Annotated in this window: 26 protein-coding genes and 1 pseudogene; 10 read left to right on the top strand and 17 right to left on the bottom strand. The window is 73.1% G+C overall.

The window, feature by feature from the left end; genetic code table 11:
* Positions 1-29: 29 nt before the first annotated feature.
* Together BLR33_RS22250 and BLR33_RS22245 are read right to left on the bottom strand one after the other, a co-directional pair.
* Entirely contained in the window at positions 30-593 is a 564-nt protein-coding gene (locus BLR33_RS22250) for an isochorismatase family protein (protein WP_093786334.1), read from the bottom strand.
* Positions 590-1,096, bottom strand: a complete 507-nt coding sequence (locus tag BLR33_RS22245) for a MarR family winged helix-turn-helix transcriptional regulator (protein WP_176930382.1) — start codon at positions 1,094-1,096, stop codon at positions 590-592. Before BLR33_RS22245 ends, BLR33_RS22250 begins: the two co-directional genes overlap by 4 nt.
* 231 nt (positions 1,097-1,327) lie before the next feature.
* Between BLR33_RS22245 and BLR33_RS22240 the strand changes: the two genes are divergently transcribed.
* A complete protein-coding gene (locus BLR33_RS22240; protein WP_143031734.1) occupies positions 1,328-2,779 on the top strand; it encodes a hypothetical protein in 1,452 nt (483 codons plus the stop codon).
* A 50-nt stretch (positions 2,780-2,829) separates the two neighbouring features.
* Here BLR33_RS22240 and BLR33_RS22235 read toward each other — a convergent pair whose 3' ends face one another.
* From BLR33_RS22235 to BLR33_RS22215, 5 genes are all read right to left on the bottom strand, one after another.
* Positions 2,830-3,720 carry a helix-turn-helix domain-containing protein gene (locus BLR33_RS22235; RefSeq protein WP_093786331.1) on the bottom strand — a complete coding sequence of 297 codons (891 nt, stop codon included), beginning with the start codon at positions 3,718-3,720 and terminating at the stop codon, positions 2,830-2,832.
* 91 nt (positions 3,721-3,811) lie between these two features.
* Positions 3,812-4,396, bottom strand: a complete 585-nt coding sequence (locus BLR33_RS22230) for a DUF6907 domain-containing protein (protein WP_093786330.1) — start codon at positions 4,394-4,396, stop codon at positions 3,812-3,814.
* Positions 4,393-4,662, bottom strand: a complete 270-nt coding sequence (locus tag BLR33_RS22225; RefSeq protein ID WP_093786329.1) for a hypothetical protein — start codon at positions 4,660-4,662, stop codon at positions 4,393-4,395. The genes BLR33_RS22230 and BLR33_RS22225 overlap by 4 nt, the downstream gene beginning before the upstream one ends.
* 100 nt (positions 4,663-4,762) lie before the next feature.
* Positions 4,763-5,944, bottom strand: coding sequence for a helix-turn-helix domain-containing protein (locus BLR33_RS22220; protein ID WP_093786328.1), 1,182 nt, complete (start codon positions 5,942-5,944; stop codon positions 4,763-4,765).
* A gap of 18 nt (positions 5,945-5,962) precedes the next feature.
* The gene (locus BLR33_RS22215; protein ID WP_093786327.1) at positions 5,963-6,610 is read right to left on the bottom strand and encodes an HAD family hydrolase; all 648 of its coding nucleotides are present in this window, start codon (positions 6,608-6,610) and stop codon (positions 5,963-5,965) included.
* A 99-nt stretch (positions 6,611-6,709) separates the two neighbouring features.
* On the opposite strand from BLR33_RS22215, the gene BLR33_RS22210 reads away from it, so the two are divergent.
* Positions 6,710-7,264 carry an NUDIX domain-containing protein gene (locus tag BLR33_RS22210; protein WP_245771584.1) on the top strand — a complete coding sequence of 185 codons (555 nt, stop codon included), beginning with the start codon at positions 6,710-6,712 and terminating at the stop codon, positions 7,262-7,264.
* A 140-nt stretch (positions 7,265-7,404) separates the two neighbouring features.
* The gene (locus BLR33_RS36970; RefSeq protein ID WP_093786326.1) at positions 7,405-7,686 is read left to right on the top strand and encodes an HAD family hydrolase; all 282 of its coding nucleotides are present in this window, start codon (positions 7,405-7,407) and stop codon (positions 7,684-7,686) included.
* Positions 7,687-7,723: 37 nt separating this feature from the next.
* Here the strand turns inward: BLR33_RS36970 and BLR33_RS22200 are convergent, their stop codons facing one another.
* A complete protein-coding gene (locus BLR33_RS22200; protein ID WP_093786325.1) occupies positions 7,724-8,263 on the bottom strand; it encodes a GNAT family N-acetyltransferase in 540 nt (179 codons plus the stop codon).
* A gap of 213 nt (positions 8,264-8,476) precedes the next feature.
* Here BLR33_RS22200 and BLR33_RS22195 point away from each other — a divergent pair, with 213 nt between their 5' ends.
* The 6 genes from BLR33_RS22195 (at position 8,477) to BLR33_RS22170 (ending at position 15,660) form a co-directional block, all read left to right on the top strand.
* Positions 8,477-9,319: a nitrilase-related carbon-nitrogen hydrolase gene (locus tag BLR33_RS22195; RefSeq protein WP_093786324.1), complete on the top strand. Its 843-nt coding sequence runs from the start codon at positions 8,477-8,479 to the stop codon at positions 9,317-9,319.
* A 1-nt stretch (position 9,320) separates the two neighbouring features.
* On the top strand, positions 9,321-10,727 hold the full coding sequence (locus BLR33_RS22190; protein WP_093786323.1) for an aspartate aminotransferase family protein: 1,407 nt from the start codon (positions 9,321-9,323) through the stop codon (positions 10,725-10,727).
* Positions 10,724-12,121, top strand: coding sequence for a dihydropyrimidinase (hydA, locus tag BLR33_RS22185; protein WP_093786322.1), 1,398 nt, complete (start codon positions 10,724-10,726; stop codon positions 12,119-12,121). Before BLR33_RS22190 ends, hydA begins: the two co-directional genes overlap by 4 nt.
* A 63-nt stretch (positions 12,122-12,184) precedes the next feature.
* Positions 12,185-13,201, top strand: a complete 1,017-nt coding sequence (locus BLR33_RS22180) for a TIGR03842 family LLM class F420-dependent oxidoreductase (RefSeq protein ID WP_093786321.1) — start codon at positions 12,185-12,187, stop codon at positions 13,199-13,201.
* Between the two features lie 156 nt (positions 13,202-13,357).
* Complete coding sequence (locus BLR33_RS22175; protein ID WP_093786320.1) at positions 13,358-14,242, top strand: inositol monophosphatase family protein; 885 nt, start codon at positions 13,358-13,360, stop codon at positions 14,240-14,242.
* An 11-nt stretch (positions 14,243-14,253) separates the two neighbouring features.
* Positions 14,254-15,660 (top strand): phytoene desaturase family protein, encoded by a 1,407-nt coding sequence (locus BLR33_RS22170; RefSeq protein WP_093786507.1) that lies wholly within the window; start codon positions 14,254-14,256, stop codon positions 15,658-15,660.
* 55 nt (positions 15,661-15,715) lie between these two features.
* Here the strand turns inward: BLR33_RS22170 and BLR33_RS22165 are convergent, their stop codons facing one another.
* Positions 15,716-16,045, bottom strand: a complete 330-nt coding sequence (locus BLR33_RS22165; protein WP_093786319.1) for a hypothetical protein — start codon at positions 16,043-16,045, stop codon at positions 15,716-15,718.
* A 351-nt stretch (positions 16,046-16,396) separates the two neighbouring features.
* The gene (locus tag BLR33_RS22160) at positions 16,397-16,912 is read right to left on the bottom strand and encodes an NUDIX domain-containing protein (RefSeq protein WP_093786318.1); all 516 of its coding nucleotides are present in this window, start codon (positions 16,910-16,912) and stop codon (positions 16,397-16,399) included.
* A gap of 140 nt (positions 16,913-17,052) precedes the next feature.
* Here BLR33_RS22160 and BLR33_RS22155 point away from each other — a divergent pair, with 140 nt between their 5' ends.
* Positions 17,053-18,174, top strand: a complete 1,122-nt coding sequence (locus BLR33_RS22155; protein ID WP_093786317.1) for a glycerate kinase — start codon at positions 17,053-17,055, stop codon at positions 18,172-18,174.
* A 321-nt stretch (positions 18,175-18,495) separates the two neighbouring features.
* Here BLR33_RS22155 and pssA read toward each other — a convergent pair whose 3' ends face one another.
* The 7 genes and pseudogenes from pssA to BLR33_RS22120 all read right to left on the bottom strand — a co-directional run bounded on the left by pssA (position 18,496) and on the right by BLR33_RS22120 (position 26,696).
* The gene (pssA, locus tag BLR33_RS22150) at positions 18,496-19,305 is read right to left on the bottom strand and encodes a CDP-diacylglycerol--serine O-phosphatidyltransferase (RefSeq protein ID WP_245771610.1); all 810 of its coding nucleotides are present in this window, start codon (positions 19,303-19,305) and stop codon (positions 18,496-18,498) included.
* Positions 19,306-19,345: 40 nt separating this feature from the next.
* On the bottom strand, positions 19,346-19,993 hold the full coding sequence (locus BLR33_RS22145; protein WP_093786316.1) for a phosphatidylserine decarboxylase: 648 nt from the start codon (positions 19,991-19,993) through the stop codon (positions 19,346-19,348).
* Positions 19,994-20,197: 204 nt separating this feature from the next.
* Positions 20,198-21,412 (bottom strand): acyl-CoA dehydrogenase family protein, encoded by a 1,215-nt coding sequence (locus tag BLR33_RS22140; RefSeq protein ID WP_093786315.1) that lies wholly within the window; start codon positions 21,410-21,412, stop codon positions 20,198-20,200.
* 1 nt (position 21,413) lies between these two features.
* Positions 21,414-21,968, bottom strand: a complete 555-nt coding sequence (locus BLR33_RS22135) for a MaoC family dehydratase (RefSeq protein ID WP_093786314.1) — start codon at positions 21,966-21,968, stop codon at positions 21,414-21,416.
* Between the two features lie 2 nt (positions 21,969-21,970).
* Positions 21,971-23,956, bottom strand: a pseudogene (locus BLR33_RS22130) (methylmalonyl-CoA mutase family protein); the annotation flags it as partial.
* Between the two features lie 204 nt (positions 23,957-24,160).
* The gene (gene ccrA, locus BLR33_RS22125; protein ID WP_093786312.1) at positions 24,161-25,510 is read right to left on the bottom strand and encodes a crotonyl-CoA carboxylase/reductase; all 1,350 of its coding nucleotides are present in this window, start codon (positions 25,508-25,510) and stop codon (positions 24,161-24,163) included.
* A gap of 400 nt (positions 25,511-25,910) precedes the next feature.
* The gene (locus BLR33_RS22120; protein ID WP_093786311.1) at positions 25,911-26,696 is read right to left on the bottom strand and encodes a TetR family transcriptional regulator; all 786 of its coding nucleotides are present in this window, start codon (positions 26,694-26,696) and stop codon (positions 25,911-25,913) included.
* Positions 26,697-26,699 lie beyond the last annotated feature (3 nt).

The raw sequence follows: 26,699 nt of genomic DNA, 5'->3' as shown, positions 1-26,699 counted from the left end.
GCTCCGGCGGCGGTCCGGTCTGCTCGCCGCTACCCGGCGGCGGGCAGCAGCGCCAGGATCTCCTCGGTGCTGCCGGTCTCGCCGAGCCGCGGGAAGATCCGGCCCACGGAGTTGGCGTGCGCGTCGGCGTCGGTGTCGGTGACCGCGTCGGTGGCGATCGTGACGTTGTAGCCGTGCTCGTAGGCGTCGCGGGCGGTGGACTCCACACCGATGGAGGTGGAGATGCCCGCCAGCACGATCTGGGTGACGCCGCGGCGGCGCAGCTCCAGGTCGAGACCGGTGCCGTAGAAGGCGCCCCACTGCTTCTTGCTGACGGTGATGTCGCCGGGCTGCTGGTCCAGCTCCTTGACCAGGTCGGACCAGCCGGCGGGGAACTCGACCGCGCCCGGGGTGCCGCCGTCGGTGCGGCCGGGCGCTATGCCGGTGACGTTGACCAGCACGACCGGCAGGCCGCGCTCGCGGAAGGCAGCGGCGAGGGCGGCGCTGCGGGCGACGACCTCGTCGGCGGGGTGGACGGTGGGCAGGGCGACGATGCCCTGCTGCAGGTCGATGACGACGAGGGCGGTGCGGGCGTCGAGGGTGGTGGCGCTCATGGTGCTGGACTTCCTTCGGAAACGGGGTGGTTCTGACGGTCGGACGTTCCGGGGGTTCGTGCGCCGGGCTCGGTGCCTGGCTCCACCAGGCGGTGCAGCAGGGGCAGCACGTCGGCGAGCGCGCGGTGCTCGGCGGTGCTCAGCCGGGTCTCGATCGCCTCGGTGAGCCAGCCGCGGCGGGCCCGGCGGCCGCTGCCGAGCAGTTCGGTGCCGCGCGGGGTGAGGGAGAAGACGACCTGGCGGCCGTCGGTGGGGTGCGGGCTGCGCACGACCAGGCCCCGCTCCTCCAGCGCCGTGAGCGTGGCGCGCATCGACTGCGGGCGGACCAGCTCGCCGCGGGCCAGGGCGGCCGTGGTCGCCGGGCCTGTGCCGAGGCGCGCCAGCACGGACTGCTGGGAGGGCGTGAGTTCGGCGGCCGGCGTCGCCGCCCGCAGCCTGCGGGTCAGCCGGGCGACGAGCGTGGCCAGCTCGTCTGCGGTCCTGGCGGGGTCGGTCGTGGGCACGCGCCCCACCGTAGGAGTTCGACAGGCTGACTTGCAAGTTTTCCTGTCGATCGGAGGTGTCCGGGACCCGTGCTTCGATCACGCGGCGAAAACCCGCCGTAGCAGCGCTGTAACGCGGCGGGTGTCCAATGCGGGACGGATGCAGGCGGTCGTGGAGGGTGACGGACGGTCACGGACGGGTGCCGGCGGGTCCGGGTGGGCGCCGAGCCGAGCGGCGGCCCGTGGACCGGCGTGACGCTCCTGACGGAGGAGGGCTTGGTGGCGGAGGACTTCACGCACTACTTCCGGTCCCTGATCGCCGCGCTCGGCGAACGGCCGGGCTGGTACGGGGTGCTGGCCGCGCGCGAGCCACAGGCCGTCAACGACTACGGCAGCGGCCGCGAGGTGCCGCCCTGGGACGTCGTCCGCACCGTCCTGCGCGACCTCGCCGTCAACTCCGGTGCCCAGGACGCCGATCCGGCCGAAGCGGGCCGCGCGTACGCCCTCCACCGGGCCGCCGTCGCGGCCGAGGACGCCGTGCCCGGGGCCGCGACGAGGCTGCGCCGCCGGCTGGAGACGGCGAACCGCGCCCGCGAGAGCGCGGCGGCCCGCACCCGGGAGGCCGTACGGGCCTACGAGGCCGCCGCACCCGACGACCCCGCCACGGCCGCCTCCGCGAACGCCCTCGCCTGGGCCCGCGACGACCTCGCCCGTGCCACGGCCCGCTGCGAGGAACTGCGCGCCCGGCTGGCCGCGGCGGCGGACCCGGAGCGCTCGGCGGCGGCTTTACTGCGGCAGGAGCCCACGGCCGCGGCGAACGACCGCAGGACACCGGCGGCGCCGGCCGCCCACGCCGCGCCCGCGCCGCGGGGCGCGCGGTTCGCCGGGGCCCCGCAGGCGGCCCCCGAGTCGGCGCCCTCCCCGCGGACGGGCCGCTTCGCCCGGGCCCCGCGGGGGGCCCGGTTCGCGGGTGCGCCGAAGACCGGTCCGGTGGACAGCGGGGTCGCGGGGGCCCCGCTGGCCGCGGGGTCGGCACCGAGGGGCGCCCGGTTCGCGGGGGCGCCCACGACCGGCGCGGTGGGGGCCGGGCCCGCGGGGGGCCCGGCGCCCACCGGATCGGCCCTCAGGGGCGCGCGGTTCGCCGGCGCGCCGGCCGCGGCGCCGGCCCCCCAGGCCCAGCCGGCACCGGCGGACCCGCGCTTCGAGCGGGAGGCGCAGGCGGCGGCGTCCCGGCTGGGGGAGCTGCGCCGGGCAGGCGACAGCGGTGCGGCCTACCTCGTCCTGTGCGCGGCGGCGGAGGGCCCCGCCGAGCTGATTCCTTACGTCGTACGGGAGTTGGAGCGCACCGGGCTTGCCGCGGACGTCGCGACCCTCCTGTGGGAGACGGCCGCGCAGCCCCCGGCCCGGCTCGCCGAAGCGGTGAGCGCCCTCGCGGCGAACGGCCGGGCCGGCGACTGCCGCACCCTCCTCCACCAGGCCGCGGCCCGCCCCGCGCACGACATCGCCGTGGTGGCCGAGGCGCTGCAGACGGCCGCCCGCACCCCTGAGTTGGCCGAACTCCTCGAGACCCTGGCCCGCACCCGCCCCACCCCCACGGCAGCGGCAGTGGCCCAGGCCCGCCCCACCCTGCGCACCCCCCTCCTCCAAGCAGCAGCCCGCGTCTCCCCTTCCTGCGCAAGAGCCCTCACCCAGGCCCTGCCGTAGAACTGGGCGTGGCTCGGTCCACAGTGGTGCGCCGCACAAGGGGTGCCGCTTCATGCCCGTGGCGACCGGGCGTGCGCTGTGGTGTCCACGGCTTGGCGGTCGTATTCCTGGCGGAGGCCGTCGATGAGGGCGAGTGATTCGTCCTGGGGGAGGGCGGTGTTGAGGAGGAGGTCGTGGGTCATGCGGGCGAGGGTGACGGTGGCCGGGTCCGCGGTGGTCTTGACGGTGTCGCCGGTCACGATGTGGGCGATCGGGTGTTCGTCCTCGGTCTCGGTGATGCGCAGGGCGCTGTCGAGGCCGTGGACCACCGATGCCGTGTAGGGCAGGACGTGCACCGCCGCCCGTCCCTGCCGCATGAGTTCGGCGAGGGCGTCGAGTTGGGCGGCCATGGTCTTCGGGCCGCCCAGCGGGCGGCGCAGGGCGGACTCGTGGATCACGGCCCAGTAGGCCGGCGAGGTGCGGGTGCGCAGGAGGGGGCGGTGGGCGGTGCGGGTCGTCCACCGTCTTTGCTGCTCGGGGAGGTCGGGTGCGGGGGCGTGGGCGCGGCGGAATGCGGCGGAGTACAGGTCGGTCTGCAGTAGGCCGGGGATGAAGTGCAGGTCCCAGTCCCGGATCGTCACCGCGTGCTGTTCCTGGTCCGCGATGTCCAGGAGCACTTCCGGCCCGGGCCCGGATCGGCCTGCTTCTATGTGGCGGACGAAGAAGCCGTTGGTCTCCAGCAGTTCGTCCAGCCGGGGTGCGAGGTCGGGGTGGAGCAGGCGGCGGCCGGTTTCGAGGTTCGCCACGAAGGAGGGTGTTACGTAGAGCAGATCGGCGAGTTGGGCCTGGCTCAAGCCCTTGGCCTCGCGGTAGTAGCGCAACTCGGCGCCGTAGAGCAGCCGTGGGGACGCGGAGGACAGGCGGGGTGAAGGATGACGCTTGCGCGTACGGGAGTTGGGCATGGGTGAGCCTTCGGCGCGGTGTGTGGGAATCGGCGTCTGATGACGGGCAGCACGCCCGGAGAGCGGGGCCGTCGTTCAGGCAGATTGGGGTTCAACGGCCTTGCACGCAGGGGAGCTTGGCAACAGGTTCGGGCTGCCGGTCCTCGCGGATGCGCTCCCATTCTTCGCGGGCTTCGACGAGGGCCTTGCCTGCGACCTGCTCCAGCAGGTCCAACTGGGCGCGCATCGCCGTCAGGAAGGCAGCCAGCCGGGCCGGGTCGAGGTCGATGACCGCGCATTCCGGCGCCAGCTCGATGTTCAGCAGCGGCACGCGCCGGGCCGGGTCCTCCTCGTAGGGGTAGCAGTCCAGTGAAGCCCGCATGACCGGGTGCTCCACGGGCGTCTCCCAGTCCTCGAACGCCTTGGACTGGACCGCGATCGACGTTCCCGGGAACGCCGCCCAGAGGGTGAGGTCCTCAAGACGCCGGGCCAGGGACCCCGGCGGGACACCGGTCTCGCTCGGATCCTCCTCCGCCCAACTCCCGAGCGGCCCCGAGTACTTCCGACCGTCCGTGGTGGTGATCGTCCACCGCCGCACACCGCCCACGGGGGAGGATGCGGACTCGGCAGAGGCAGAGCCGCCACCTTGCAATAGGGCCGGGGCGGTGGGGCCCGCAGCCGAGTTCGTCGTACTCATCGCTTGTTCCTCACGCACTCGTGGGCGGCCGGGTCACGGTCGCTTGGACAGCTGGGCGGCACCGCCGTGGGGGGCCGCTGGTGGGTGGGGCATCCGACGACCGGCCTGAGCCGCAGCGTGCCTGCCCCGGCCGCCGTGCTGACCTGGCCGATGAAGCTCAGCGAGCCCGAGACCGCGCCGCAGTGCCAGCACGCCTCGCCATGAAGACGTGAGATGGAGATGTCGTCGCACACCAGGGTGGGCAGTGCGATGGAGGTGGCGGTCATGGGCGCCCTTTCCCTCTGTTCCCGTCGGACAGAGGGATCGTGGCTGCCGGACGCCGCCGCAAGTGCTACACGGAGTAGCACTTTCGGCACGTGCGGGTGATCAGATCGCGCCGATCCATTCCGCGAGGGCGGTGAGGGCCGGGTCCTGACGGCGTGACAGCCGCAGCAACGTGCCGGTGGTCTCCCGCGCCCAGGCATGCCCGCGCACATGCTGGGGAGCGATCCTGCGGGCCACGCACAGGCTCTCGAACGCGTCCTCGCGCCGATTTCCCCATGCTTGGGCGCGCGCCAATTCCACGTAGAACCCGCTGCGGCGCTCCGGCGGCAGCGCCCGCGAAGGTGCCCACCCCCGAGCGATTGCCAGTGCCTGGTCGACGCCGGGGTCCTGGAGGCTGACAGCGAAGCTCAACTCGTGGACGCGGACGCTGTCCGGGCCGAACGCGGTGCCCGCGTAGATGCCCTCGGGCGTGTGCTGGGCGAGCACGCGGGCCTCGGCGAGGTGGTCCGCCGCGCGGTCCGTACGTCCTGCCCGGCCGGCCATGACCGCGGCCCGCATGTGCAGGGCGCCCCGCGCGGCGGCCACCGTCGGGCCGGAGACCGAGGGTGCGGCGTCGATCGCCGACTCCAGAGCCCTGAGGCCCGGTTCGTGGGCGCGGGCCGCGAAGAACACCTCGCCGCGCACGTAGCCGACCACGGACGCAAGGAGGTCGTCCTCGGTCTGCGGGACGGCCCAGCGCATCAGATCGATCATACGGGCGGACAGATCCTTCGCACCTGCCTTGTATGCGGCGGCGTCCGCCGATCGTGCAGCCGACACCAGCAGCCGCGCGACCACCGGCCGCTCGGGGGCAGGCGCCCGGTGAAGGGCCCGCAACAGCTCGGCGAGGAGCGCGGGAGCGGCCTCGGCCAGACGCACGTACTGCGAGCCGAGCCGCCACCGCTCCGAGTCGGCAACTGCGCTCTGCAACTCCGCCAGCGGTCGTACGGGGCCGTCGTCTGCCAGGTCGTAGGCGGCGATGGCGTCGGACAGCGCGGGGAGCGCCGCGTGGACTTTGCCGACGACGCGGCCGCCGTCGGCCAGGAGCCGGGACGGATCGATACCGAGAGCGGCCGCGAGTGCGTCCAGGGTGCCATCCGAAGGGCGACGCGCACCGCGCTCGACGCTGCGGACGGTGGCATGGCTGAGGCCGGACGCGTCCGCGAGGTCGCGTTGGGTCATGCGGCGGGCACGTCGGGCGGTGGCGATGCGGGAGCCGACGCCACGCATCGGATCGGTCGGCATGTCCGGACTGTAGCGAAATCAGCGGTCGGCGGTCAGGCGGTCCGCCAGGTCGGTCAGCGAATCGACCCGCAGGTCGGCGGTGCGCACCAGTTCGGGGTCGTCGGCCCACAGGTGCCCCCATGGGCCACGTCGCAGGTGTGCGGTGGACAGGCCGGCCGCAGCTGCCGCGTGGACGTCGTTGGCCGGGTGGTCGCCCACGTACAGCACGTCCGGCGGTGCGCACCCGGCGGCTGCGACGACCCGGTCGAAGAAGAGGGGATCGGGCTTGGCGACACCCCACTCGCCGGAGGTGGCTGTCACGGTCGCGGGCAGGTCCAGGCCGCGCAGGAGTTCGCCCGCCCGGATGGTCTGGTTGCCTGCCACGATCACGCGGTAGCCGGCGGAGCGCAGTGCGGTCAGGGCGGAGCGGACGTCAGGGTAGAGGTCGGTCTCGTCCAGGTGCTCGCCGCGGCCGGCGGCCTCGCGGGCGGCGTACTCGGCCGCGACGTCGATGCCGGGCCGGAGAAGGCGGAGCGCGTCCGCGTTGTCGCGGCCCTGGGCCACGACGGCACCGACAAGCGCGGACACGGTGTGCCGCGGAACGCCCAGCCAGTCGGCCCAGGACGCCCAATAGCGTGTGTCGGAGACCAGGGTCTCGCCGATATCGAGGGCCACGGCGCGGATCACCGCACCAGGGTACGACCGCATCAAGGCTTTCCTGAGCAAGGGCTGAACGGTGCGGTAGCGTCCCCGACGACCGGTTCGGGACAAGGCAGGGGCGCGCGCGTGTCGGTGTGGAAGAACCTCGGTGAGAAGACCGTCTACCAGAACCCCTGGCTCACGCTGAACCTCGCCGATGTCGAACTCCCGGACGGGCGCCACCTCGACCACTACCTGATCCGGCAGCGGCCCGTCGCGCTCGCCACTGCCGTGAACGAGCAGGGCGAGGCTCTGCTGCTGTGGCGCCACCGCTTCATCACCGACTCGTGGGGCTGGGAGTTGGCGGCCGGTGTCGTCGAAGTCGAGAAGGGCGAGAGCGCCGAGGCGGCAGCCGCGCGGGAGATGCTGGAGGAGACCGGCTGGCGCCCCGGGCCCCTGAAGCACCTGCTCACAGTGGAGCCGTCGAACGGCCTGTCCGACGCCCGGCATCACGTCTATTGGGCACAGAGCGCCGAGTACGTCGGGCATCCCGAGGACGACTTCGAATCGGAGCGCCGCGAGTGGGTGCCCTTGGCCTCGGTGCCCTCGCTGGTCGAACGGGGCGAGATCCGTTCCGCGAACTCCGTCGCGGCGCTGCTCCTCCTCCACCACATGCACGCCGCCGGTACGGCGGCCCCATAAAGCCACGCACTCTCCGGGGCGGCACTCGTCCTCGACCGGCTGGCAGCCGTGCCCGGCGTCGTGTAGACCGTCGTCACCGGGAACGTACGGGCCGTCGCCGAGATCAAGCTCGCCGCCTTCGGCCTTGACCGCCCCATCCGGTGGAACCTCGGCGCCTACGGCGAGGACGCCGACGAGCCCGCCGACCTCGTGCGCCTTGCGCTCCACCGCGCCGGAGACATCGACCCCACGGACGCGGTACTCGCCTCGGCGACACCCCCGCCGACGCCGCCACCGGCCGGGACGCCGGCGTGCCCGTGATCGGCGTCGCCACCGGAGGCAGCAGCGCCGAGGAACTGCGTCGAGCGGGAGCCGCGAGAGTCCTCCCCGACCTCACGGACGCGGACCGGGTGGTGGACTGGGTAACCGCCGTCAGCCCGTAGCCCGACCCTCCCTGCCGCGGCCCCACGGGACCCCGTCTCAGGGCCGGGTGGGTTTCCACTCCGCGGCCAGCAGCCCCAGCAGGACCTCGTCCAGGAACTCACCCATCACCCACGCCGAAGACCGCAGGACGCCCTCGCGGACGAAGCCGTTGCGCTCCGCCGAGGCGAGCATCGCCGCGTTGTCGGACAGCGTCTCGATCTGCAGGCGGTGCAGGCCGCGGACCGTGAAACCGTAGCGGCACAGGACGGCGACCGCGTCGGTGCCGTAGCCCTTGCCGCGGCAGGAGGGGCGCAGGCCCAGGCCGATGTGCGCGCAGCGGTTGTGGGTGTCGATGCCCCACAGCGTCGCCATGCCGACCAGGGTGCCGCCCGCCAGCTCCACCACCGAGAACGGGACCCGCTGGTCCTCCACGTCCTCGGCCACCAGGCGCGGGTCCTTCGTGCCGGGCGGGATCGGCCGCCACGGCCCGCCCTCGGCCCGCGAGGAGTTGACGACGTCGTCGAACAGCTCCGTCCGCAGGACCGCCACGTCCTCCTCGTGCCGGGCCCTGAGCCCGACCTTGCTCCCACTCAGCATGCACGCTTCCTATCGACCGGACCGCCGCCCCCACAACTCGGTTTCGCGCCCCCCGTAAGCACCAACCTTGCGCCGAAAAAGAGTGAAACACCCCCGTACCACAGCGGTAACCGCCAGGGCCTTGTCAGAGTGGGGCGCGGGACTTACGTTCGTCGCACGGCAGGAATCTACGTGCGTAGAGTCGGACGTGAGGTCACGTCGGAGGAGCTGCTCATGAGCAATGTCGTACGGGCCGCCCTGGTGCAGGCCACCTGGACCGGGGACACCGAGTCGATGATCGCCAAGCACGAGGAGCACGCGCGGGCCGCCGCCGCGCAGGGCGCCAAGGTGATCGGCTTCCAGGAGGTGTTCAACGCCCCCTACTTCTGCCAGGTCCAGGAGGACGAGCACTACCGGTGGGCCGAACCCGTGCCCGACGGGCCCACCGTCACCCGGATGAGCGCGCTCGCCCGCGAGACCGGCATGGTCGTCGTCGTGCCCGTCTTCGAGGTCGAGCAGTCCGGCCACTACTACAACACCGCGGCCGTCATCGACGCCGACGGCACCGTCCTCGGCAAGTACCGCAAGCACCACATCCCCCAGGTCAAGGGGTTCTGGGAGAAGTTCTACTTCCGCCCGGGCAACCTCGGCTGGCCCGTCTTCGACACCGCCGTGGGCCGGATCGGCGTCTACATCTGCTACGACCGGCACTTCCCCGAGGGCTGGCGCGCCCTGGGCCTGGCCGGCGCCCAGCTGGTCTACAACCCCAGCGCCACCAGCCGCGGCCTGTCGGCCCACCTGTGGCAGCTGGAGCAGCCCGCGGCGGCCGTCGCCAACGAGTACTTCGTCGCCGCGATCAACCGGGTCGGCCAGGAGCCCTACGGCGACAACGACTTCTACGGCACCAGCTACTTCGTGGACCCCCGCGGGCAGCTCGTCGGCGACGCTGCCTCCGACACCAAGGAGGAACTCCTCGTGCGCGACCTCGACTTCGGGCTCATCGACGAGGTCCGCAAGACCTGGGCCTTCTACCGCGACCGGCGGCCCGAGGCCTACGGCCCGCTGACGGAGGCGTGAGATGACCCCGACCGGCACCGCGACCGGCAGCCAGACCGGGCCCCAGACCGGCCCGAGGACCGGCGCCAGGACGGAGAGCGCCCACGCCGCCCTGCACGCCCGCCACCGCGCCGTCCTGCCCGACTGGCTGGCCACCTACTACGCCCGCCCGATCGAGCTGACCCACGGCGAGGGCCGGCACGTGTGGGACGCCGAGGGCAACCGCTACCTGGACTTCTTCGGCGGCATCCTCACCACGATGACCGCTCACGCGCTGCCCGAGGTGACCGCCGCGGTCGCCGAGCAGGCCGGGAAGATCCTGCACACCTCCACGCTCTACCTCAGCCGCCAGGCCGTCGAGCTCGCCGAGCGCATCGCCCGCCTGTCCGGCATCCCCGACGCGCGGGTCTTCTTCACCACCTCCGGCACCGAGGCCAACGACACCGCGCTGCTGCTCGCCACCGCCTACCGCGGCTCGAACCAGATCCTGGCGCTGCGCAACAGCTACCACGGCCGGTCCTTCACCTCCATCGGCGTCACCGGCAACTCCTCCTGGTCCCCGACCAGCCTCTCCCCGCTGCAGACCCTCTACGTGCACGGCGGGGTGCGCACCCGCGGCCCCTACGCGCACCTGTCCGACGCGGAGTTCACCGCCGCCTGCACCGCGGACCTGGAGGACCTGCTCGGCCAGGTCGGCGGGCGGGTCGCGGCGCTGATCGCCGAGCCGATCCAGGGCGTGGGCGGCTTCACCTCCGGCCCCGACGGACTGCTCGCCGCCTTCCGCCGGGTGCTCGACCGGCACGGCATCCTGTGGATCACCGACGAGGTGCAGACCGGCTGGGGCCGCACCGGCGACCACTTCTGGGGCTGGCAGGCGCACGCGCAGGCCGGGCCGCCGGACATCCTCACCTTCGCCAAGGGCATCGGCAACGGCCTGTCCATGGGCGGTGTCGTGGCCCGCGCCGATGTGATGAACTGCCTGACCGCCAACTCCATCTCCACCTTCGGCGGCAGCCCCATCACCACCGCGGGCGCGCTGGCCAACCTCGGCTACCTGCTCGACCACGACCTGCAGGGCAACGCCCGCCGGGTCGGCGGCCTGCTGCGCTCGCGGCTGGAGGCGGTCGCCGCCGGCAGCCCCCTGGTCCGCGAGGTGCGCGGCCGCGGCCTGATGCTCGGCGTCGAACTCGTCGAGCCCGGCACCGACACGCCCTCGCCCACCGCCGCCGCCCTCGTCCTGGAGTCCGCCCGCGAGCACGGCCTGCTCATCGGCAAGGGCGGCCGCGACGGCAACGCCCTGCGCATCGCCCCGCCGCTGACCCTCACCGTCGCCGAGGCCGAGGAGGGCGCGCAGGCGCTGCGGGCCGCCCTCGCCGAGGCCGCGGAATCCCTCGGCGGCCCGGCCGCGCAAGGGGGGAACGCCCTGTGAGCCGCACCCTGATCCGCGGTGGCCTGGTGATCACCGCGGCCGACGAGACGTACGCCGACGTCCTGATCGAGGACGGCCGGATCGCCGCGCTCGCCGCCCGCGACAGCGCCGCGGCCGCCGGCTGGACCGCCGAGACCGTCATCGACGCCACCGACCGCTACGTCATCCCCGGCGGTGTGGACGTCCACACCCACATGGAGATGCCCTTCGGCGGCACCACCGCCTCCGACACCTTCGAGACCGGCACCCGGGCGGCCGCCTGGGGCGGCACCACCACCATCGTGGACTTCGCCATCCAGGGCATCGGCCAGTCGCTGCGGGCCGGCCTGGACGCCTGGCACGCGAAGGCCGACGGCCGCTGCGCCGTCGACTACGGCTTCCACATGATCGTCTCCGACGTCGGCGAGCAGGTGCTCAAGGAGATGGACATCCTGGTCGAGGAGGGCGTGACCAGCTTCAAGATGTTCATGGCCTACCCCGGCGTGTTCTACAGCGACGACGGGAAGATCCTGCAGGCCATGCAGCGCGCCTCCGGCAACGGCGGGCTGATCATGATGCACGCGGAGAACGGCATCGCCATCGACGTCCTCGTCCGCCAGGCGCTCGCCGCGGGGAAGACCGACCCGCGCTACCACGGCGAGGTCCGGCACGCGCTGCTGGAGGCCGAGGCCACCCACCGGGCGATCCAGCTCGCCCGCGTCGCCGGCTCCCCGCTCTACGTCGTGCACGTCTCCGCCGAGCAGGCCGTCGCCGAACTCGCCGCCGCCCGCGACCAGGGCCTGCCGGTCTTCGGCGAGACCTGCCCGCAGTACCTGTTCCTGTCCACCGACAACCTCGCCGAACCCGGCTTCGAGGGCGCCAAGTACGTGTGCAGCACCCCGCTGCGCCCGGCCGACCACCAGGCCGCCCTGTGGCGGGGCCTGCGCACCGACGACCTGCAGGTGGTCTCCACCGACCACTGCCCCTTCTGCTTCACCGGCCAGAAGGACATGGGCGCCGGCGACTTCTCGAAGATCCCCAACGGGCTGCCCGGCGTGGAGAACCGGATGGACCTGCTCCACCAGGCGGTCCTGGACGGCCACCTCACCCGCCGCCGCTGGATCGAGACCGCCTGCGCCACCCCGGCCCGCATGTTCGGCCTCTATCCGCGCAAGGGCACCATCGCGCCCGGCGCCGACGCCGACGTGGTGGTCTACGACCCGCACGCCGAGCAGGTCGTCTCCGCGCAGACCCATCACATGAACGTCGACTACAGCGCCTACGAGGGTCGCCGCCTGACCGGCCGGGTGGAGACCGTGCTCTCCCGCGGCGTGCCCGTCGTACGGGACCGCGCCTACGTCGGGCAGGCCGGCCACGGCCGGTACGTCCCGCGCGGCACCTGCCAGTACCTGTGAGCGACCTGTGAGCGCGTGAACCCCGGGCCCGTGAAGGCGGCGCCCGCCGCGGAAGGAGCAGTCATGGACCTGGGCCTCGTCCTGCAGACCGACCCGCCCGCCTCGGCCGTCGTGGAGCTGATGCGCCGGGCCGAGCGCAACGGCTTCAGCCACGGGTGGACGTTCGACTCCGCCGTGCTGTGGCAGGAGCCCTACGTCATCCACAGCCGCATCCTGGAGCACACCGAGCACCTCACGGTGGGCCCCATGGTCACCAACCCCGGCACCCGCACCTGGGAGGTGACCGCCTCCACCTTCGCCACCCTCAACTCGATGTACGGCAACAGGACGGTGTGCGGCATCGGCCGGGGCGACTCGGCGATGCGGGTGGCCGGGCGCAGGCCGAACTCGCTGGCCCGGCTCGGCGAGGCGATCACCGCCATCCGCGACCTCGCCGAGGGCCGCGAGGCGGTGGTCGACGGCACCGCGCTGCGGCTGCCCTGGGTCGAGGACGGCCGGCTGCCGGTGTGGATGGCCGCCTACGGGCCCAAGGCGCTGGCGCTGGCCGGCGAGAAGGCCGACGGCTTCATCCTGCAACTCGCCGACGTCTACCTCACCGAGCAGATGGTCAAGGCCGTGCGCGCCGCGGCCGAGCGGGCAGGGCGCGACCCGGCCGCCGTCACCGTCTGCGTGGCGGCGCCCGCGTACGTCACCGACGGCAGCGCCGAAGGGCTCGCGCACGCCCGCGAGCAGTGCCGCTGGTTCGGCGGCATGGTCGGCAACCACGTCGCCGACCTCGTCGCCCGCTACGGCGAGCACTCCGCCCTGGTCCCCGAGGAGCTGACCGCCTACATCGCCAGGCGGCAGGGCTACGACTACGCCCACCACGGCCGCACCGGCAACCCGGACACCGCCTTCGTGCCCGACGACATCGTCGACCGCTTCTGCGTCCTCGGCCCCGTCGAGGCCCATCTCGACAAGCTCGCCGCCCTGCGGGCCGTGGGCGTCGACCAGTTCGCCGTCTACGCCATGCACGACGCCAAGGAGGAGGTCGTCGACGCCTACGGCGAGCACGTCGTCCCGGCGCTGAGCCGGTCCTGAGCCGGGCTTCCCGCCCGCCCGGGGCCGGCCCCCGAACCGACCTCCGGCCGGCGCCGGGCGGATCCACGGCTGCCGTCGAGAGGAACCGGCGGGTTGCCGGGACGGCTGACGCGGCTCACCCGGCCGCGCCCGGGCGGCGTCTGCTTTGATGGCCGTATGGCGAACGCAGTAGGTGGGGGCGGCGGGCTGGCAGCAGCCGTGGACGGAGTGCGCGGCGAGCAACTGCTCGGCGACGTCGAGGAGATCGTCCGGTCCGTGGTCGACGCGGAGGTGACACCGCGCTGGCGCCGCCTCGCCGACTCCGACATCGAGGAGAAGCACGGCCCGCACGACCTGGTCACCACCGCCGACCGGCAGGCCGAGGCGCGGCTGACCGAGCGGCTGACCGCCCTGCTGCCCGGCTCGGTGGTGGTCGGCGAGGAGGCCATCAGCGCCGACCCCGACCTGCTCGGCCTGCTGCGCGGCCCCGACCCGGTGTGGGTGATCGACCCGGTGGACGGCACCTCGGCCTTCGTCCGGGGCGACACCGGCTTCTCCACCCTGGTCACCCTCGTGCAGGGCGGGCAGCCGCTGCTGTCGTGGACCTACGCCCCGCAGCTCGGCCACTTCGCCACCGCCCGCCGCGGCCACGGCGCCCGCATGGACGGCCAGGTGCTGCGCACCGCCCCCCGCGAGGGCCTGCGGCTGTGGATCTCCAACCCCGTCTTCCGGTTCGCGGACGAGCGCGCCGCCATCGCCCGGCTGAGCGCCGCCGGCGTGGAGACCGTGCCCTGCGTCACCAGCGCCGGCCTGGCCTACCTGGAGGTGGCGCGCGGCCTGGCCGACGGCGTCGCGTTCTTCTGGGAGGCGCCCTGGGACCACTCGGCCGGTTTGCTGATGGTCGCCGAGGCCGGCGGCACCAGCCTGACCGCGGCCGGCAAGCCCTTCAGCATCCCCGGCGGCAACGCCCTGCCGTTCACCGTGGCCAGGGACGCCGACACCGCGGCCCGGGTCGTGGCGATCCTGCGCGGCGACGCGGAGGCGGGGGAGGAGCGGCGGTGAGCCGGGCCGTGGTGGTGGACGCCGTGGTGGTCGGCGCGGGCCCCAACGGCCTGACCGCCGCTGTCGAACTCGCCCGCGCGGGCCTGTCCGTGCAGGTCTACGAGGCCGCCGACACCGTCGGCGGCGGCGCCCGCACCGAGGAGCTGACCCTGCCGGGCTTCCGGCACGACCCGTGCTCGGCCGTCCACCCCTTCGGTATCGGGTCGCCCGCCTTCGACGCGCTGCCGCTGGCCGAGCACGGCCTGCGGTGGCTGCAGCCCGAGGTGCCGATGGCGCACCCCTTCCCCGGCGGCGACGCGGCCGTCCTCGGCCGCACCATCGGGCAGACCGCGGCCTCGCTCGGCCCCCGCGACGCGCCCGTCTACCGCAGGCTGCTCTCGCCGTACGCCGGGCACTGGGAGACGCTGGCGGCCGACTTCTTCCGGCCGCCGTGGGCCGGACTGCCCAAGGACCCCTACCGCTTCGTCCGGCTCGGCCTGACCGGCACTCCGCCCGCCGCGGTGCTGGCCCGGCGGTTCCACGACCCCAAGGGCCGGGCGCTGCTCGCGGGCCTGGCCGGGCACGCCATCACCACGCTCACCCAGCCCTTCACCGGCGCGATGGCGCTGCTGTTCGCCATCGCCGCCCACGAGCGGGGCTGGCCGGTGGCCCGCGGCGGCTCCCAGGCCATCTCCGACGCCCTGGCCGCACACCTGGCCGAACTCGGCGGCACCATCACCACCGGCGTCACCGTCCGCAAGCTGGACGAGCTGCCGCCCGCCCGCGCCTACGTCTTCGACACCTCGCCCACCGCGCTGGCCCGGATCGCCGCCCTCGGCGACGCCTACCGCGGCTACCGCTACGGCCCCTCGGTCTTCAAGATCGACTACGCCCTCGACGGGCCCGTCCCCTGGACGAACGAGACCGCCCGCCGGGCCGGCACCGTGCACATCGGCCCCACCTACACCGAGATCGGCGAAGCGCTGCACCGGGCGGTGACCGGCCGGATGCCGCAGACGCCCTTCCTGATCACCGCGCAGCCCGGCGTCGTCGACCCCTCGCGGGCACCCGAGGGCAAGCACGTGTTCTGGGCCTACGGGCATGTGCCGCGCGGCTGGCACGGCGACGCCACCGACGCCGTCGAGCGGCAGATCGAGCGCTTCGCCCCCGGCTTCCGCGACCTGGTGCTGGCCCGCTGCGTCACCGGCCCCGCCGGGCTCGCCGCCCGCAACGCCAACTACGTGGAGGGCGACATCGCCTGCGGTGCCTTCTCCGGCCTGCAGACGGTGCTGCGGCCGAAACTCGCCGCCGTGCCCTACGCCACCCGCCGGCCCGGGGTGTTCCTGTGCTCCTCGGCCACCCCGCCCGGGCCCGGCGTGCACGGCATGAGCGGCCACAACGCGGCCACGGCGGTGCTGCGGCACCTGGCGCGGGCGTGAGGACGGGCCGCGACCCGGGCGTGAACCCGGGCGCGGCCCGCGGGAGTCGCGCTGCTCAGGCGGTCGGGTAGCCGGGCGCCTGGTAGCCCGGGGCCTGGTACCCGGCGGGCGGCTGGCCGCCGAACACGCCGTTGGGGTCACGGACTTCGGACAGCGCGCGCTTGACCGGCACCTTGGCGAAGTAGCCGGCGCCGAAGAGGATGCACTGCACGACGTACCAGAACTTCTCGGCGCCGGTCATCTCCACCAGGCCGTACTCGCTGAGCGCCTTCTTGACCGGGACCTTCTGGAAGTACGCGGCACCGAAGTAGATGCAGCCGAGGACGTACCAGAACTTCTCCCAGGAGGTGTTGCTGCCCTGCCCGAGGAACTGCCGCTCTGCCATTGCTCTTTCCGCCTTGTCTTGTTGTCCGGACGCCGCCTGGGCGGGTGTCGCTCGTCGTGTGGGAGAGCCGGGGAAACGCGCCGATCCGGGACCCTCGCGAGCGGCACCGCGCCGGCGGCGGACCGCGACGCAGGCATGCCGAAGCACGGGATTGAGATGGCCTGGGTGCGCAATCGCCAAGTTGCCGGCCGCTGTTGCGGCCGACCGCCCCCCGGTGCGCAGACCGAATCATAGGGTCTGCGGTGCACCGGTGTCCCCCGGAAAGAGTGAACTTCGGGTACGAAACCTCTGGTCGGAGGGGTTGCGTCCGCTTCGGGCGGCCGTGGCGGCGACGGCTGCGGCTGGTGCGCCCTACGAGGTGGGTGCGGCCTGCTCCGCCGGGTTGCCGTCGACCAGCTCCACCGGTCCGGTGCCCGCCTCCAGCGCGGCCAGGCCGTGGCGGATGCGGCTTGCCGTGTCGGGGTGGAGATAGCGCTCCAACTCCTCGACGCGGACCAGCTTCCAGGAGTCCAGCTCCTCCTCCTGCAGCCGGATCGCGGCCAGTTGCCCGTCGTCCAGCACCCCGCCGTCGTAGAGGTGGGTGACCAGCGGGGGCCGCCGCCCGCCGCCGCGCACCCAGTCCACCGCGAGCAGGGCGCCCGGGGCCAGGTCGAGACCGATCTCCTCCGCGGTCTCACGGCGGGCGCCCTCGCGCGGGGTCTCGTCGGCGTCGGACTCGATGGTGCCGCCGGGCAGTGTCCAGGTGCCGTCGTCGCGGTAGTTGGGCTCCACCAGCAGCAGGCGGCCGTCCGCCGACCGGAACAGGGTGCTCGCGCTGGCGAGGATCTTGGGCAGGGAGGCGATGTAGGAGGCGTAGTCGGAGGTCATGCCGCCCAACCTACGGTGCCGGGTGGACCCGTGCGGGCCGGTCGCCGACCGCTCACCCTGTGTGCGTGCCGTGGGCGGCCGGGGCGGTGGCGGGATAAGGTCCGAAACGGCGCGACGTCTGGTCGGGATGGAGATCTCACGTGTCCGATGGTGTTCGGCGGGTCCTGGTGGCCGCGGACAAGTTCAAGGGCTCGCTGACAGCGGTGGAGGTCGCCGCGCACGTCACGGCGGGCCTGCACGCGGTCGCGCCCCGGGTGGCCGTGGAGTCGCTGCCGGTCGCCGACGGCGGCGACGGCACGGTGGACGCGGCCGTGGCCGCCGGTTTCGAGCGCCGCACCGCCCGGGTGGCCGGGCCGATCGGCGAGCCGGTCGAGGCGGCGTACGCGCTGCGTGACGGGACCGCGGTGGTGGAGATGGCCGAGGCGTCCGGGCTGCGGCACCTGCCGCCGGGCATCTTCGCGCCGCTGACCGCGACCACGTACGGCACCGGCGAGCTGCTGCGGGCCGCGCTCGACGACGGCGCCACCACGATCGTGCTCGGCGTCGGCGGCAGCGCCACCACCGACGGCGGCGCGGGCATGCTCAGCGCCCTCGGGGCGCGGCTGCTCGACTCCGACCGGGTGCCGGTGCCGCCCGGCGGGGCCGCGCTCGCCACCCTGGTCAGCGCGGACCTCTCGGGGCTCGACCCGCGGCTGGCCGACGTGGAGGTGGTGCTCGCCAGCGACGTCGACAACCCGCTGTGCGGGCCGACGGGCGCGGCGGCGGTGTACGGGCCGCAGAAGGGTGCCACGGAGGAGGACGTGCGGCTGCTGGACGCGGCGCTCGCGCACTACGCGAAGGTGCTGGGGCCGCGGCCGGCCCGCACGCGCGGGGCGGGAGCGGCCGGCGGCATCGGCTATGGGGCGCTCGTGGGCCTGAACGCGCGGTTCCGGCCGGGGATCGAGGTCATGCTCGACGTCCTGGGCTTCGAGGCCGCGCTCGCCCGTGCGGACCTGGTCATCACCGGGGAGGGCTCCCTGGACGCGCAGACCCTGCACGGCAAGGCTCCCGCCGGGGTCGCCGCCGCCGCCCGCGCCGCGGGGGTCCCCGTGGTCGCGGTGTGCGGCCGCCTCGACCTCACCCCGGAACAGCTCGCTGCGGCGGGCATCACCCGGGCCTACTCCCTGTCCGCCCTGGAACCCGACCCCACCCGGAGCATCGCCCTGGCCGCGCCCCTCCTGCGCACCCTCACCACATCCCTGGCCGCGGACTTCTTGAGCTGAGGGTCGGCTTCTCGCCACAGGGCTCCCCGCTGCTGCCGCCCGCAGCCCGCATCGGGCTGCGGGGGGTGCCCCCTCCGGGGGGAGCAGTCCCCCCGCCCCTGGGTACGGCCTCGCCGTTCGCGCGAAGGGCGAGGCTTTTCAGGGGCGCTGGGGGTGCCCCAGGCGAAGCCCTGGGGGAGGAACTGCGCGCTCAGCAGGCCACCGGCCTGCGGCCGGGGATGGTGAGGGTGGGGCAGACGGGTAGCCGTAAGGGACGGGGAGGACGGGGGAAGGTCCCGGGACACGGGGTGGAACCCCGTCGGTGGGGACCCCCGACAAGCGTCAGCGCACCTGCGCCCGGGCCGATCGCCTCGCCGCCCGGATCGTGTTGACTCGGCGGGTCGTCGCGAAGCAGGGGATCGTCGCCGCGGCGACGCACTGGAGGGCGCAGCCGGCCTGCAGGAGCGAGTGGCCGCCGGGGACGTCGAAGGTCCAGGCGGCGATGCAGCCCATGCTCACCAGCGTCCAGCAGAAGGTCGCCAGGGCGAGGCGCCCGCGCGGCTTGGGGTACTCGACCCGGCTCACCATGAGCCACGCCACACCGACGATCGCCAGCACCGTGGGCACGAAGGGCAGCTCCAAGAGCACCAGACCCACCACCGTCATCGCCCCGAAGGGGCTCGGCATGCCCTGGAAGACCCCTTCCCGCAGCGTCGTGCAGGAGAAGCGGGCCAGCCGCAGCACCACCGCGAGCACCACCAGCACGGCCGCGGCCGCGGCCACCTTCCCGTGCGCGTCGTCCGAGACGATGCCCCAGACCACCACGAAGTACGCCGGCGCGAGGCCGAAGCTGATCAGGTCCGAGAGGTTGTCCAGCTCCGCCCCCATCGCCGAGCTGCGCAGCTTGCGCGCCACCAGCCCGTCGAAGAGGTCGAAGACCGCCGCCATCAGCATGAGCGTGACCGCGTTGCCCGCGCTGTGCTTGGACATCGCGCTGTCCGAGGTCCCCATCAGGTGCGGGACCAGCACACCGGTGGTGGTGAAGTACACCGCCATGAAGCCGCAGATCGCGTTGCCGAGGGTGAGCGCGTCCGCGATGGACAGCCGCGTGGACAGCGGCAGCTCGTCCACCTCGTCGGCCAGGTCGCTCACCCAGTTCGACGAGCCGTCCCGCGTACCGTGCGCATCGTGCTCAGTCACGGTCAAGGCGCGTCACCCCAGCAGTGGTCTTCTGCCCGACCTCCACCGCGGGCTCGACGCCCTCCGGCAGGTAGATGTCGACGCGCGAGCCGAACCGGATCAGCCCGATCCGCTCGCCCTGCTCGACCTTGCAGCCCCGCGGCACGTACGGCACGATCCGCCGCGCCACGGCCCCGGCGATCTGCACCACCTCGACATCACCGATCTCGGTGTCGAAGTGCCACACCACCCGCTCGTTGTGCTCGCTCTCCTTGTTGAACGCCGGAACGTACCCGCCGGGGATGTGCTCGACGGAGGCCACCGTGCCGCTCAGCGGGGCCCGGTTCACGTGGACGTTCAGCGGGCTCATGAAGATCGCCACACGGGTGCGGCCGTCCTTCCACGGCATGATGCTCTGCACCACGCCGTCGGCCGGGGAGACGACCCGGGCGTCGGTGATCTCCCGCTCGGGGTCGCGGAAGAACCACAGCATGCCGGCCGTGAGGGCGGTGGCGGGAACGGCCACGGCCGCCCAGCGGCCGGAGCGGCGGGCGCGCAGCAGGCTCACCGCCGCGGTGGCCGCCGTCGGCAGGAGCCACGACGACACACCGCGTGCGAGCCGGACCCGGCCGCGTGGTGCAGAGGATTGGCTGTGGGGCATGGAAGACCTTCGTAGCGGAGGGTGCCGCGAATTGCTTCAAGGGGACGGCGGCTTTGGTCGATGGTATCGGCAGACACGGGCAACTCGGCAAGCTGATGGGCGAGTCGATGGCTGGTTCCCGTGCTCGCAATCCTCACGCAGTGTGACACTCCGCGCCGAATCGGCTCGGCGGGATCGGTGCGAAACCACCGCGAACCGGAAGGTTCAGCCCTCGATACGGTACTCCTCCAGCAGCCGTCGGCCAATGATCATTTTCTGGATCTCGGCGGTGCCCTCCCCGATCAGCAGCATCGGGGCCTCCCGGTAGAGCCGCTCGATCTCGTACTCCTTGGAGAATCCGTAGCCGCCGTGGATGCGGAACGCGTCCTCCACCACTTCCTTGCAGTACTCCGCGGCCAGGTACTTCGCCATGCCCGCCTCGAGGTCGTTGCGCTGCCCGGAGTCCTTCTTGCGGGCCGCGCCGACCATCATCCGGTGCGCCGCCTCCACCTTCACGCCCATCTCGGCGAGCTTGAACTGGATGGCCTGGTGCTCGGCGATCGGCCGGCCGAAGGTGTGCCGCTGCTGGGCGTAGGAGATGCCCAGCTCGAAGGCGCGCCGGGCGACCCCGCAGCCGCGCGCGGCCACGTTCACCCGGCCCACCTCGACCCCGTCCATCATCTGGTAGAAGCCGCGCCCGGTGCTCCCGCCGAGCACACGGTCCGCGGGCACCCGCACGTCCTGGAGGACCAGCTCGGTGGTGTCCACGCCCTTGTAGCCCATCTTCTCGATCTTGCCGGGCACGGTGAGCCCGGACACCTTCGGGTTCGGGCCGAATCCGGGCTCCTTCTCGATCAGGAAGGTGGTCATCGACCGGTGCGCGGGCGCGTCGTCCGGCAGCCCCTCGTCGGTGCGGCACAGCACGGCCACCAGATGCGAGGTGCCGCCGTTGGTCAGCCACATCTTCTGGCCGTTGAGCACATAGGAGTCGCCCTCGCGCACCGCCTTGGTGCGGATCGCCGAGACGTCCGAGCCGAGCCCCGGCTCGGACATCGAGAACGCGCCGCGCACCTCGCCCGCGGCCATCCGCGGCAGGAAGTAGTCCTTCTGCTCCTGGGTGCCGTGCTGCTGGAGCATGTACGCGACGATGAAGTGGGTGTTCACGATGCCCGACACGCTCATCCAGCCGCGGGACAGCTCCTCCACGGTGAGGGCGTAGGTCAGCAGCGACTCGCCGAGCCCGCCGTACTCCTCGGGGATCATCAGGCCGAACACGCCCAGCTCGGTCAGGCCCTCCACGATCGCGGTGGGGTACTCGTCGCGGTGCTCCAGCTCGGTGGCCACCGGCAGCACCTCGCGGTCCACGAAGGCGCGCACGGTGGCCAGGATCTCCCGCTGGACCTCGGTCAGGTCCTCGGTCTGCGCGAGGCGCTCGCCCATGTCAGTTCCCTTCCTGCGACTGCGACTGCGACTGCGACTGCGACGGCTGGGGGTGGGGCCGGGGCTGCGGGCGGCCGGGCTGCTCCCCGCCGCGCTCCTTCACGTATGCGGCTGTGGGCACCATCACCTTGCGGCGGAAGACGCACACCAAGGTGCCGTCCTGCTTGTATCCGCGGGTCTCCACCTGGACGATGCCGCGGTCGCTCTTGGACTGCGAGGGCCGCTTGTCCAGCACCGTGGTCTCGCCGTAGACGGTGTCGCCGTGGAAGGTCGGCGCCACGTGCCGCAGCGACTCCACCTCCAAATTGGCGATCGCCTTGCCGGAGACGTCCGGCACCGACATGCCGAGCAGCAGCGAGTACACGTAGTTGCCCACCACCACGTTGCGGCCGAAGTCCGTGGTGTGCTCCGCGAAGTTGGCGTCCATGTGGAGCGGGTGGTGGTTCATGGTGAGCAGGCAGAAGAGGTGGTCGTCGTACTCGGTGACGGTCTTGCCGGGCCAGTGCCGGTAGACCGCGCCGACCTCGAACTCCTCGTAGGTGCGCCCGAACTGCACGGTCAGACCTCCAGCTTGTTGGCGCGCCGGATCTCCTGCACGATCCGGCCGATGATCCCGGTGATACCGAAGTCCTTGGGGGTGAAGACGGCCGCCACACCGGCGGCGCGCAACTGCTCGGCGTCGGCGGCCGGGATGATGCCGCCGACCACCACCGGCACGTCCCCGACGCCGGCCCGCCGCATCCGCTCCAGCACGTCGGGCACCAGGGCGGTGTGCGAGCCGGACAGGATCGACAGGCCCACGCAGTGCACGTCCTCGGCGACGGCGGCGGCCACGATCTGCTCGGGGGTGAGCCTGATTCCCTGGTAGACCACCTCGAAGCCGGCGTCGCGGGCCCGTACCGCGATCTGCTCGGCGCCGTTGGAGTGCCCGTCCAGGCCGGGCTTGCCGACGAGCAGCCGCAGCCGGGCGTCGCCGAGTTCGGCCGCGGTGGCGGCCACCGAGCAGCGCACCTCGGCGAGTTCGGCGCCCGCCTCGCCCTGGGCGGCGACGGGGGCGCTCCGCACGCCGGTGGGGGCGCGGAACTCGCCGAAGACCTCCCGCAGCACCCCGGCCCACTCCCCGGTGGTCACCCCGGCCCTGGCGCACTCCAGGCTCGCGGCCATCAGGTTCTCGGTGCCCTCGGCGGCCGACCGCAGCCCGGCGAGCGCCTTGGCGGTCCGCTCGACGTCACGCTCGGCCCGCCAGGCGCGCAGCGCGTCCACCACGCGCGCCTCGTCGGCCGGGTCGACGGCCAGCACGGCCGTCTCCAGGTCGGCGGTGAGCGGGTTGGGCTCGGTGTCCTGGTGGATGTTGACGCCGACCACCTTGTCCTCGCCCGACTCGATCCTGGCCCGCCGCTCGGCGTGCGAGGCGACCAGCTGCGACTTCAGGTAGCCGGACTCCACCGCGGCCAGCACGCCGCCCAGGTGCTCGATGTGCGCCATCTCCGCGGTGGCCCGCTCGACCAGCTCGTCCACCTTGGCCTCCACCACGCGGCTGCCGGCGAACAGGTCCTCGTACTCCAGCAGGTCGCTCTCGTGCGCCAGCACCTGCTGGATGCGCAGGCTCCACTGCTGGTCCCAGGGCCGGGGCAGGCCCAGCGCCTCGTTCCAGGCCGGGAGCTGGACCGCTCGGGCGCGGGCGTCCTTGGACAGGGTGACGGCGAGCATCTCCAGCACGATCCGCTGGACGTTGTTCTCCGGCTGCGCCTCGGTCAGGCCGAGGGAGTTGACCTGCACGCCGTAGCGGAAGCGGCGCTGGCGGGGGTCGCGGATGCCGTAGCGCTCACGGGTGAGGGTGTCCCAGATCCGGCCGAAGGCGCGCATCTTGCACATCTCCTCCACGAAGCGCACCCCGGCGTTGACGAAGAAGGACATCCGGGCGACGACCTCGCCGCGCCGTTCGGGCGGCACCTGGCCGCAGGCGAAGACGGCGTCCAGCACGGCGACGGCGGTGGCCATCGCGTAGGCGATCTCCTGCACCGGCGTGGCACCGGCCTCCTGCAGGTGGTAGCTGCAGATGTTGATCGGGTTCCAGCGCGGCATCGCGTGCACGGTGTACGCGATCATGTCCGTGGTCAGCCGCAGCGAGGGGCCGGGCGGGAAGACGTGGGTGCCGCGGGACAGGTACTCCTTGACGATGTCGTTCTGCGTGGTGCCCTGCAGCCGCGCGACGTCGGCGCCCTGTTCCTCGGCGACGACCTGGAGCAGCGCGAGCAGCCACATGGCGGTGGCGTTGATCGTCATCGAGGTGTTCATGCGGTCCAGCGGGATGTCCTGGAAGAGCCGCCGCATGTCGCCCAGGTGCGCCACGGGCACCCCGACCCGCCCCACCTCGCCGCGGGCGAGCACGTGGTCGGGGTCGTACCCGGTCTGCGTCGGCAGATCGAAGGCGACCGACAGCCCGGTCTGGCCCTTCGCCAGGTTCCGCCGGTACAGCGCGTTGGACGCCTCGGCCGTGGAGTGCCCGGCGTAGGTCCGCATCAGCCACGGCCGGTCCCGCTGCTTTCTGTGCTCGCTCGCCTCCGGGGGCTTGTCACCGGTGTCGACGTTCCTCGTTCCAGCGCTCTCCCCCTGCCCTCGGCGGGGGGACCCCCATCGCTCGTCGCTCGTCGCTTTCGACACCGGCGCCCCCTTTGGCTCGCTCGCGCGGGGAACCGTTCGGTCGCGGGCAGCGTCCGGAATCTGCTTCTCGCCCATGGGCCCTCCTCACGCGTTCCGGAAGCGGGTGATGGCCGGGAGGTGGCGGGCGCGCAGCGCGGGGTCGGTGACGCCGAGGCCCTTGTTGGGGGCCAGGGCGAGGACGCCGACCTTGCCCTGGTGCAGGTTGCGGTGGACGTCGTAGGCGGCCTGGCCGGTCTCGGCGAGGGGGTAGGTGCGCGAGAGGGTGGGGTGGATGCGGCCCTTGGCGATCAGGCGGTTGGCCTCCCACGCCTCGCGGTAGTTGGCGAAGTGCGAGCCGATGATCCGCTTGAGCGACATCCACAGGTACCGGTTGTCGTACTCGTGCCGGTAGCCGGTGGTGGAGGCGCAGGTGACGACGGTGCCGCCCTTGCGCGTGACGTAGACCGATGCGCCGAAGGTCTCCCGTCCGGGGTGCTCGAAGACGATGTCCACGTCCTCGCCGCCGGTCAGTTCGCGGATGCGGGCGCCGAACCGCTTCCACTCGCGCGGGTCCTGCTCGTTCTCGTCCTTCCAGAACCGGTAGTCCTCGGCGCTGCGGTCGATGACCAGCTCCGCGCCCATCGCGCGGCACAGCTCGGCCTTGCGCGCGCTGGAGACCACGCAGATCGGGGTGGCGCCGCCGGCCAGCGCGAACTGCGTGGCGTAGGAGCCGAGTCCGCCGCTGGCGCCCCAGATCAGCACGTTGTCGCCCTGCTTCATGCCGGCGCCGTTGCGTGAGACGAGCTGCCGGTAGGCGGTGGAGTTCACCAGGCCGGGGACGGCGGCCTCCTCCCAGGTGAGATGCGCGGGCTTGGGCATCAGCTGGTTGGACTTCACCAGGGCGATCTCGGCGAGCCCGCCGAAGTTGGTCTCGAAGCCCCAGATCCGCTGCTCGGGGTCGAGCATCGTGTCGTTGTGCCCGTCGGCGGACTCCAGCTCCACGCTCAGGCAGTGCGCGACGACCCGGTCGCCGGGGTGCCACTTGTTGACGCCGGGCCCGGTGCGCAGCACCACGCCGGACAGGTCGGAGCCGATGACGTGGTACGGCAGGTCGTGCCGGGCGGCGAGCGGGGACAGCCGGCCGTAGCGCTCCAGGAAGGCGAAGGTGGAGACCGGCTCGAAGATCGAGGTCCACACCGAGTTGTAGTTGACCGAGCTGGCCATCACGGCCACCAGCGCCTCGCCGGGGCCGAGTTCGGGCAGCGGCACCTCGTCCACGTGCAGCGAGGCGCGCGGGTCCTTCTCGCGGGTCTCCAGGCCCGCGAACATCTCCGCCTCGTCCCGGTGCACGGTGACCGCGCGGTAGGAGGCCGGCAGCGGCAGGGCCGCGTAGTCGGCGGGGGAGGTGTCGGGCGCGAGGATCGCGTCCAGGATTTCCTTGGTGGAACTCGTCATGTCACTCGCCTCCGGCGATGCGTCCCCGCACGTCGGACTCGGTGCGGGGGCGCGGTCTGCTGGTGTGTCGGGGGTGGAGCCGGTGCGCCGTCGTCGGTTCGGCGGTACGTGTGACGGTGGTACTGGACGGGTGGTGGGGTGCGGGCCTCGTTGAGGCGCCCGCTTCGGGCCTGTGACGCAGGCGGTCCGGGCGCCGGGGACAGGCGGCGCGCGGGGGATCGGCGGACACCGTCCCTCCGGACTGTTCGCCTTACCGTATGGCACCGGGTGTCACTGGTAAAGACACTGGGTGCCAACAATTTCTCTCAAGTGTCACCCTGATGCCCCAGATGAGCAACACAAAGGCCGCCCGGGGGTCCGGGCGGCCTGGTAGTGCGCTTCCGCAGGGGTGCGGCGGGTCTCAGGCCCGGCGCAGGGCGTCCTCGATGCTGCGCATGATCTCCGCCGGCGAGGCGTCGGTGCGGGCCACGGCCACCACCACCTCGCCCTGCCGGGAGACCGAGGGTGCCGAGGCGGCCCGCGCGGGTATCCGGCCGGGCCCGATCGCGGTGCCCAGCGTCGCCTTGATGACGTCGAAGGCGTGGTCCAGTTGCGCCTCCACATCGCCCTTGCCGCCCGCCCGCAGCCAGCGCCGCAGCACATGGTTGTGGGCGGCGACCACCGCGGAGGCGGCCACCTCGGCGAGCAGCGGGTCGTCGTCGCCGTCGCGCTGGGCGCCCTCGTCGAAGTGGCCCAGCAGGTAGCGGGTGAAGAGCCGCTCGTAGCGGGCCACCGAGGCGATCTCGCGCTCCCGCAGCGTCGGCACCTCGCGGGTCAGCCGGTAGCGCTCCACGGAGACCTCGGGCATGTAGGCGTACATCCGCAGCACCTCGGTGATGCCGCGGCAGACCGTGTCCAGCGGGGGCTCGCGCGGGTCGGCGGAGTCCAGCACCTCCTGCACCCGCACCAGCGTGTCGTCGTGGTCGGGGAAGATCGCCTCCTCCTTGGAGCGGAAGTGGCGGAAGAAGGTGCGCCGGGCGACGCCCGCGCTGGCGGCGATCTCGTCCACGGTCGTGGCCTCGTAGCCCTGCGTCGCGAACAGCCGCATGGCCGCCGTGGCGATGTCCCGCCGCACCCGGTGGCGCTGGGCCGCCGCCCGGCGGCCGCTGGCGGTGTCGGGTGCGGCGGACTTCACAGGCTGAGACATGTG

It is taken from the genome of Actinacidiphila guanduensis (assembly GCF_900103985.1).
GTDB classification, from domain to species: domain Bacteria; phylum Actinomycetota; class Actinomycetes; order Streptomycetales; family Streptomycetaceae; genus Actinacidiphila; species Actinacidiphila guanduensis.
The sequence above is the reverse complement of the archived record's forward strand: the minus strand, read 5'-3'. Positions and strand labels throughout refer to the sequence as shown.

Bases quoted from the DNA above. Each gene is read 5' to 3' on its own strand.
- BLR33_RS22225 (WP_093786329.1), bottom strand. From the start codon at position 4,662: ATGACCGCCACCTCCATCGCACTGCCCACCCTGGTGTGCGACGACATC.
- BLR33_RS22120 (WP_093786311.1), bottom strand. From the start codon at position 26,696: ATGTCTCAGCCTGTGAAGTCCGCCGCACCCGACACCGCCAGCGGCCGC.
- BLR33_RS22200 (WP_093786325.1), bottom strand. From the start codon at position 8,263: ATGCTGAGTGGGAGCAAGGTCGGGCTCAGGGCCCGGCACGAGGAGGAC.
- BLR33_RS22235 (WP_093786331.1), bottom strand. From the start codon at position 3,720: ATGCCCAACTCCCGTACGCGCAAGCGTCATCCTTCACCCCGCCTGTCC.
- BLR33_RS22145 (WP_093786316.1), bottom strand. From the start codon at position 19,993: ATGCCCCACAGCCAATCCTCTGCACCACGCGGCCGGGTCCGGCTCGCA.
- BLR33_RS22195 (WP_093786324.1), top strand. From the start codon at position 8,477: ATGAGCAATGTCGTACGGGCCGCCCTGGTGCAGGCCACCTGGACCGGG.
- ccrA (WP_093786312.1), bottom strand. From the start codon at position 25,510: ATGACGAGTTCCACCAAGGAAATCCTGGACGCGATCCTCGCGCCCGAC.
- BLR33_RS22175 (WP_093786320.1), top strand. From the start codon at position 13,358: ATGGCGAACGCAGTAGGTGGGGGCGGCGGGCTGGCAGCAGCCGTGGAC.
- BLR33_RS22250 (WP_093786334.1), bottom strand. From the start codon at position 593: ATGAGCGCCACCACCCTCGACGCCCGCACCGCCCTCGTCGTCATCGAC.
- BLR33_RS22190 (WP_093786323.1), top strand. From the start codon at position 9,321: ATGACCCCGACCGGCACCGCGACCGGCAGCCAGACCGGGCCCCAGACC.
- BLR33_RS22220 (WP_093786328.1), bottom strand. From the start codon at position 5,944: ATGCCGACCGATCCGATGCGTGGCGTCGGCTCCCGCATCGCCACCGCC.
- BLR33_RS22230 (WP_093786330.1), bottom strand. From the start codon at position 4,396: ATGAGTACGACGAACTCGGCTGCGGGCCCCACCGCCCCGGCCCTATTG.
- BLR33_RS22160 (WP_093786318.1), bottom strand. From the start codon at position 16,912: ATGACCTCCGACTACGCCTCCTACATCGCCTCCCTGCCCAAGATCCTC.
- BLR33_RS22180 (WP_093786321.1), top strand. From the start codon at position 12,185: ATGGACCTGGGCCTCGTCCTGCAGACCGACCCGCCCGCCTCGGCCGTC.
- BLR33_RS22165 (WP_093786319.1), bottom strand. From the start codon at position 16,045: ATGGCAGAGCGGCAGTTCCTCGGGCAGGGCAGCAACACCTCCTGGGAG.
- BLR33_RS22140 (WP_093786315.1), bottom strand. From the start codon at position 21,412: ATGGGCGAGCGCCTCGCGCAGACCGAGGACCTGACCGAGGTCCAGCGG.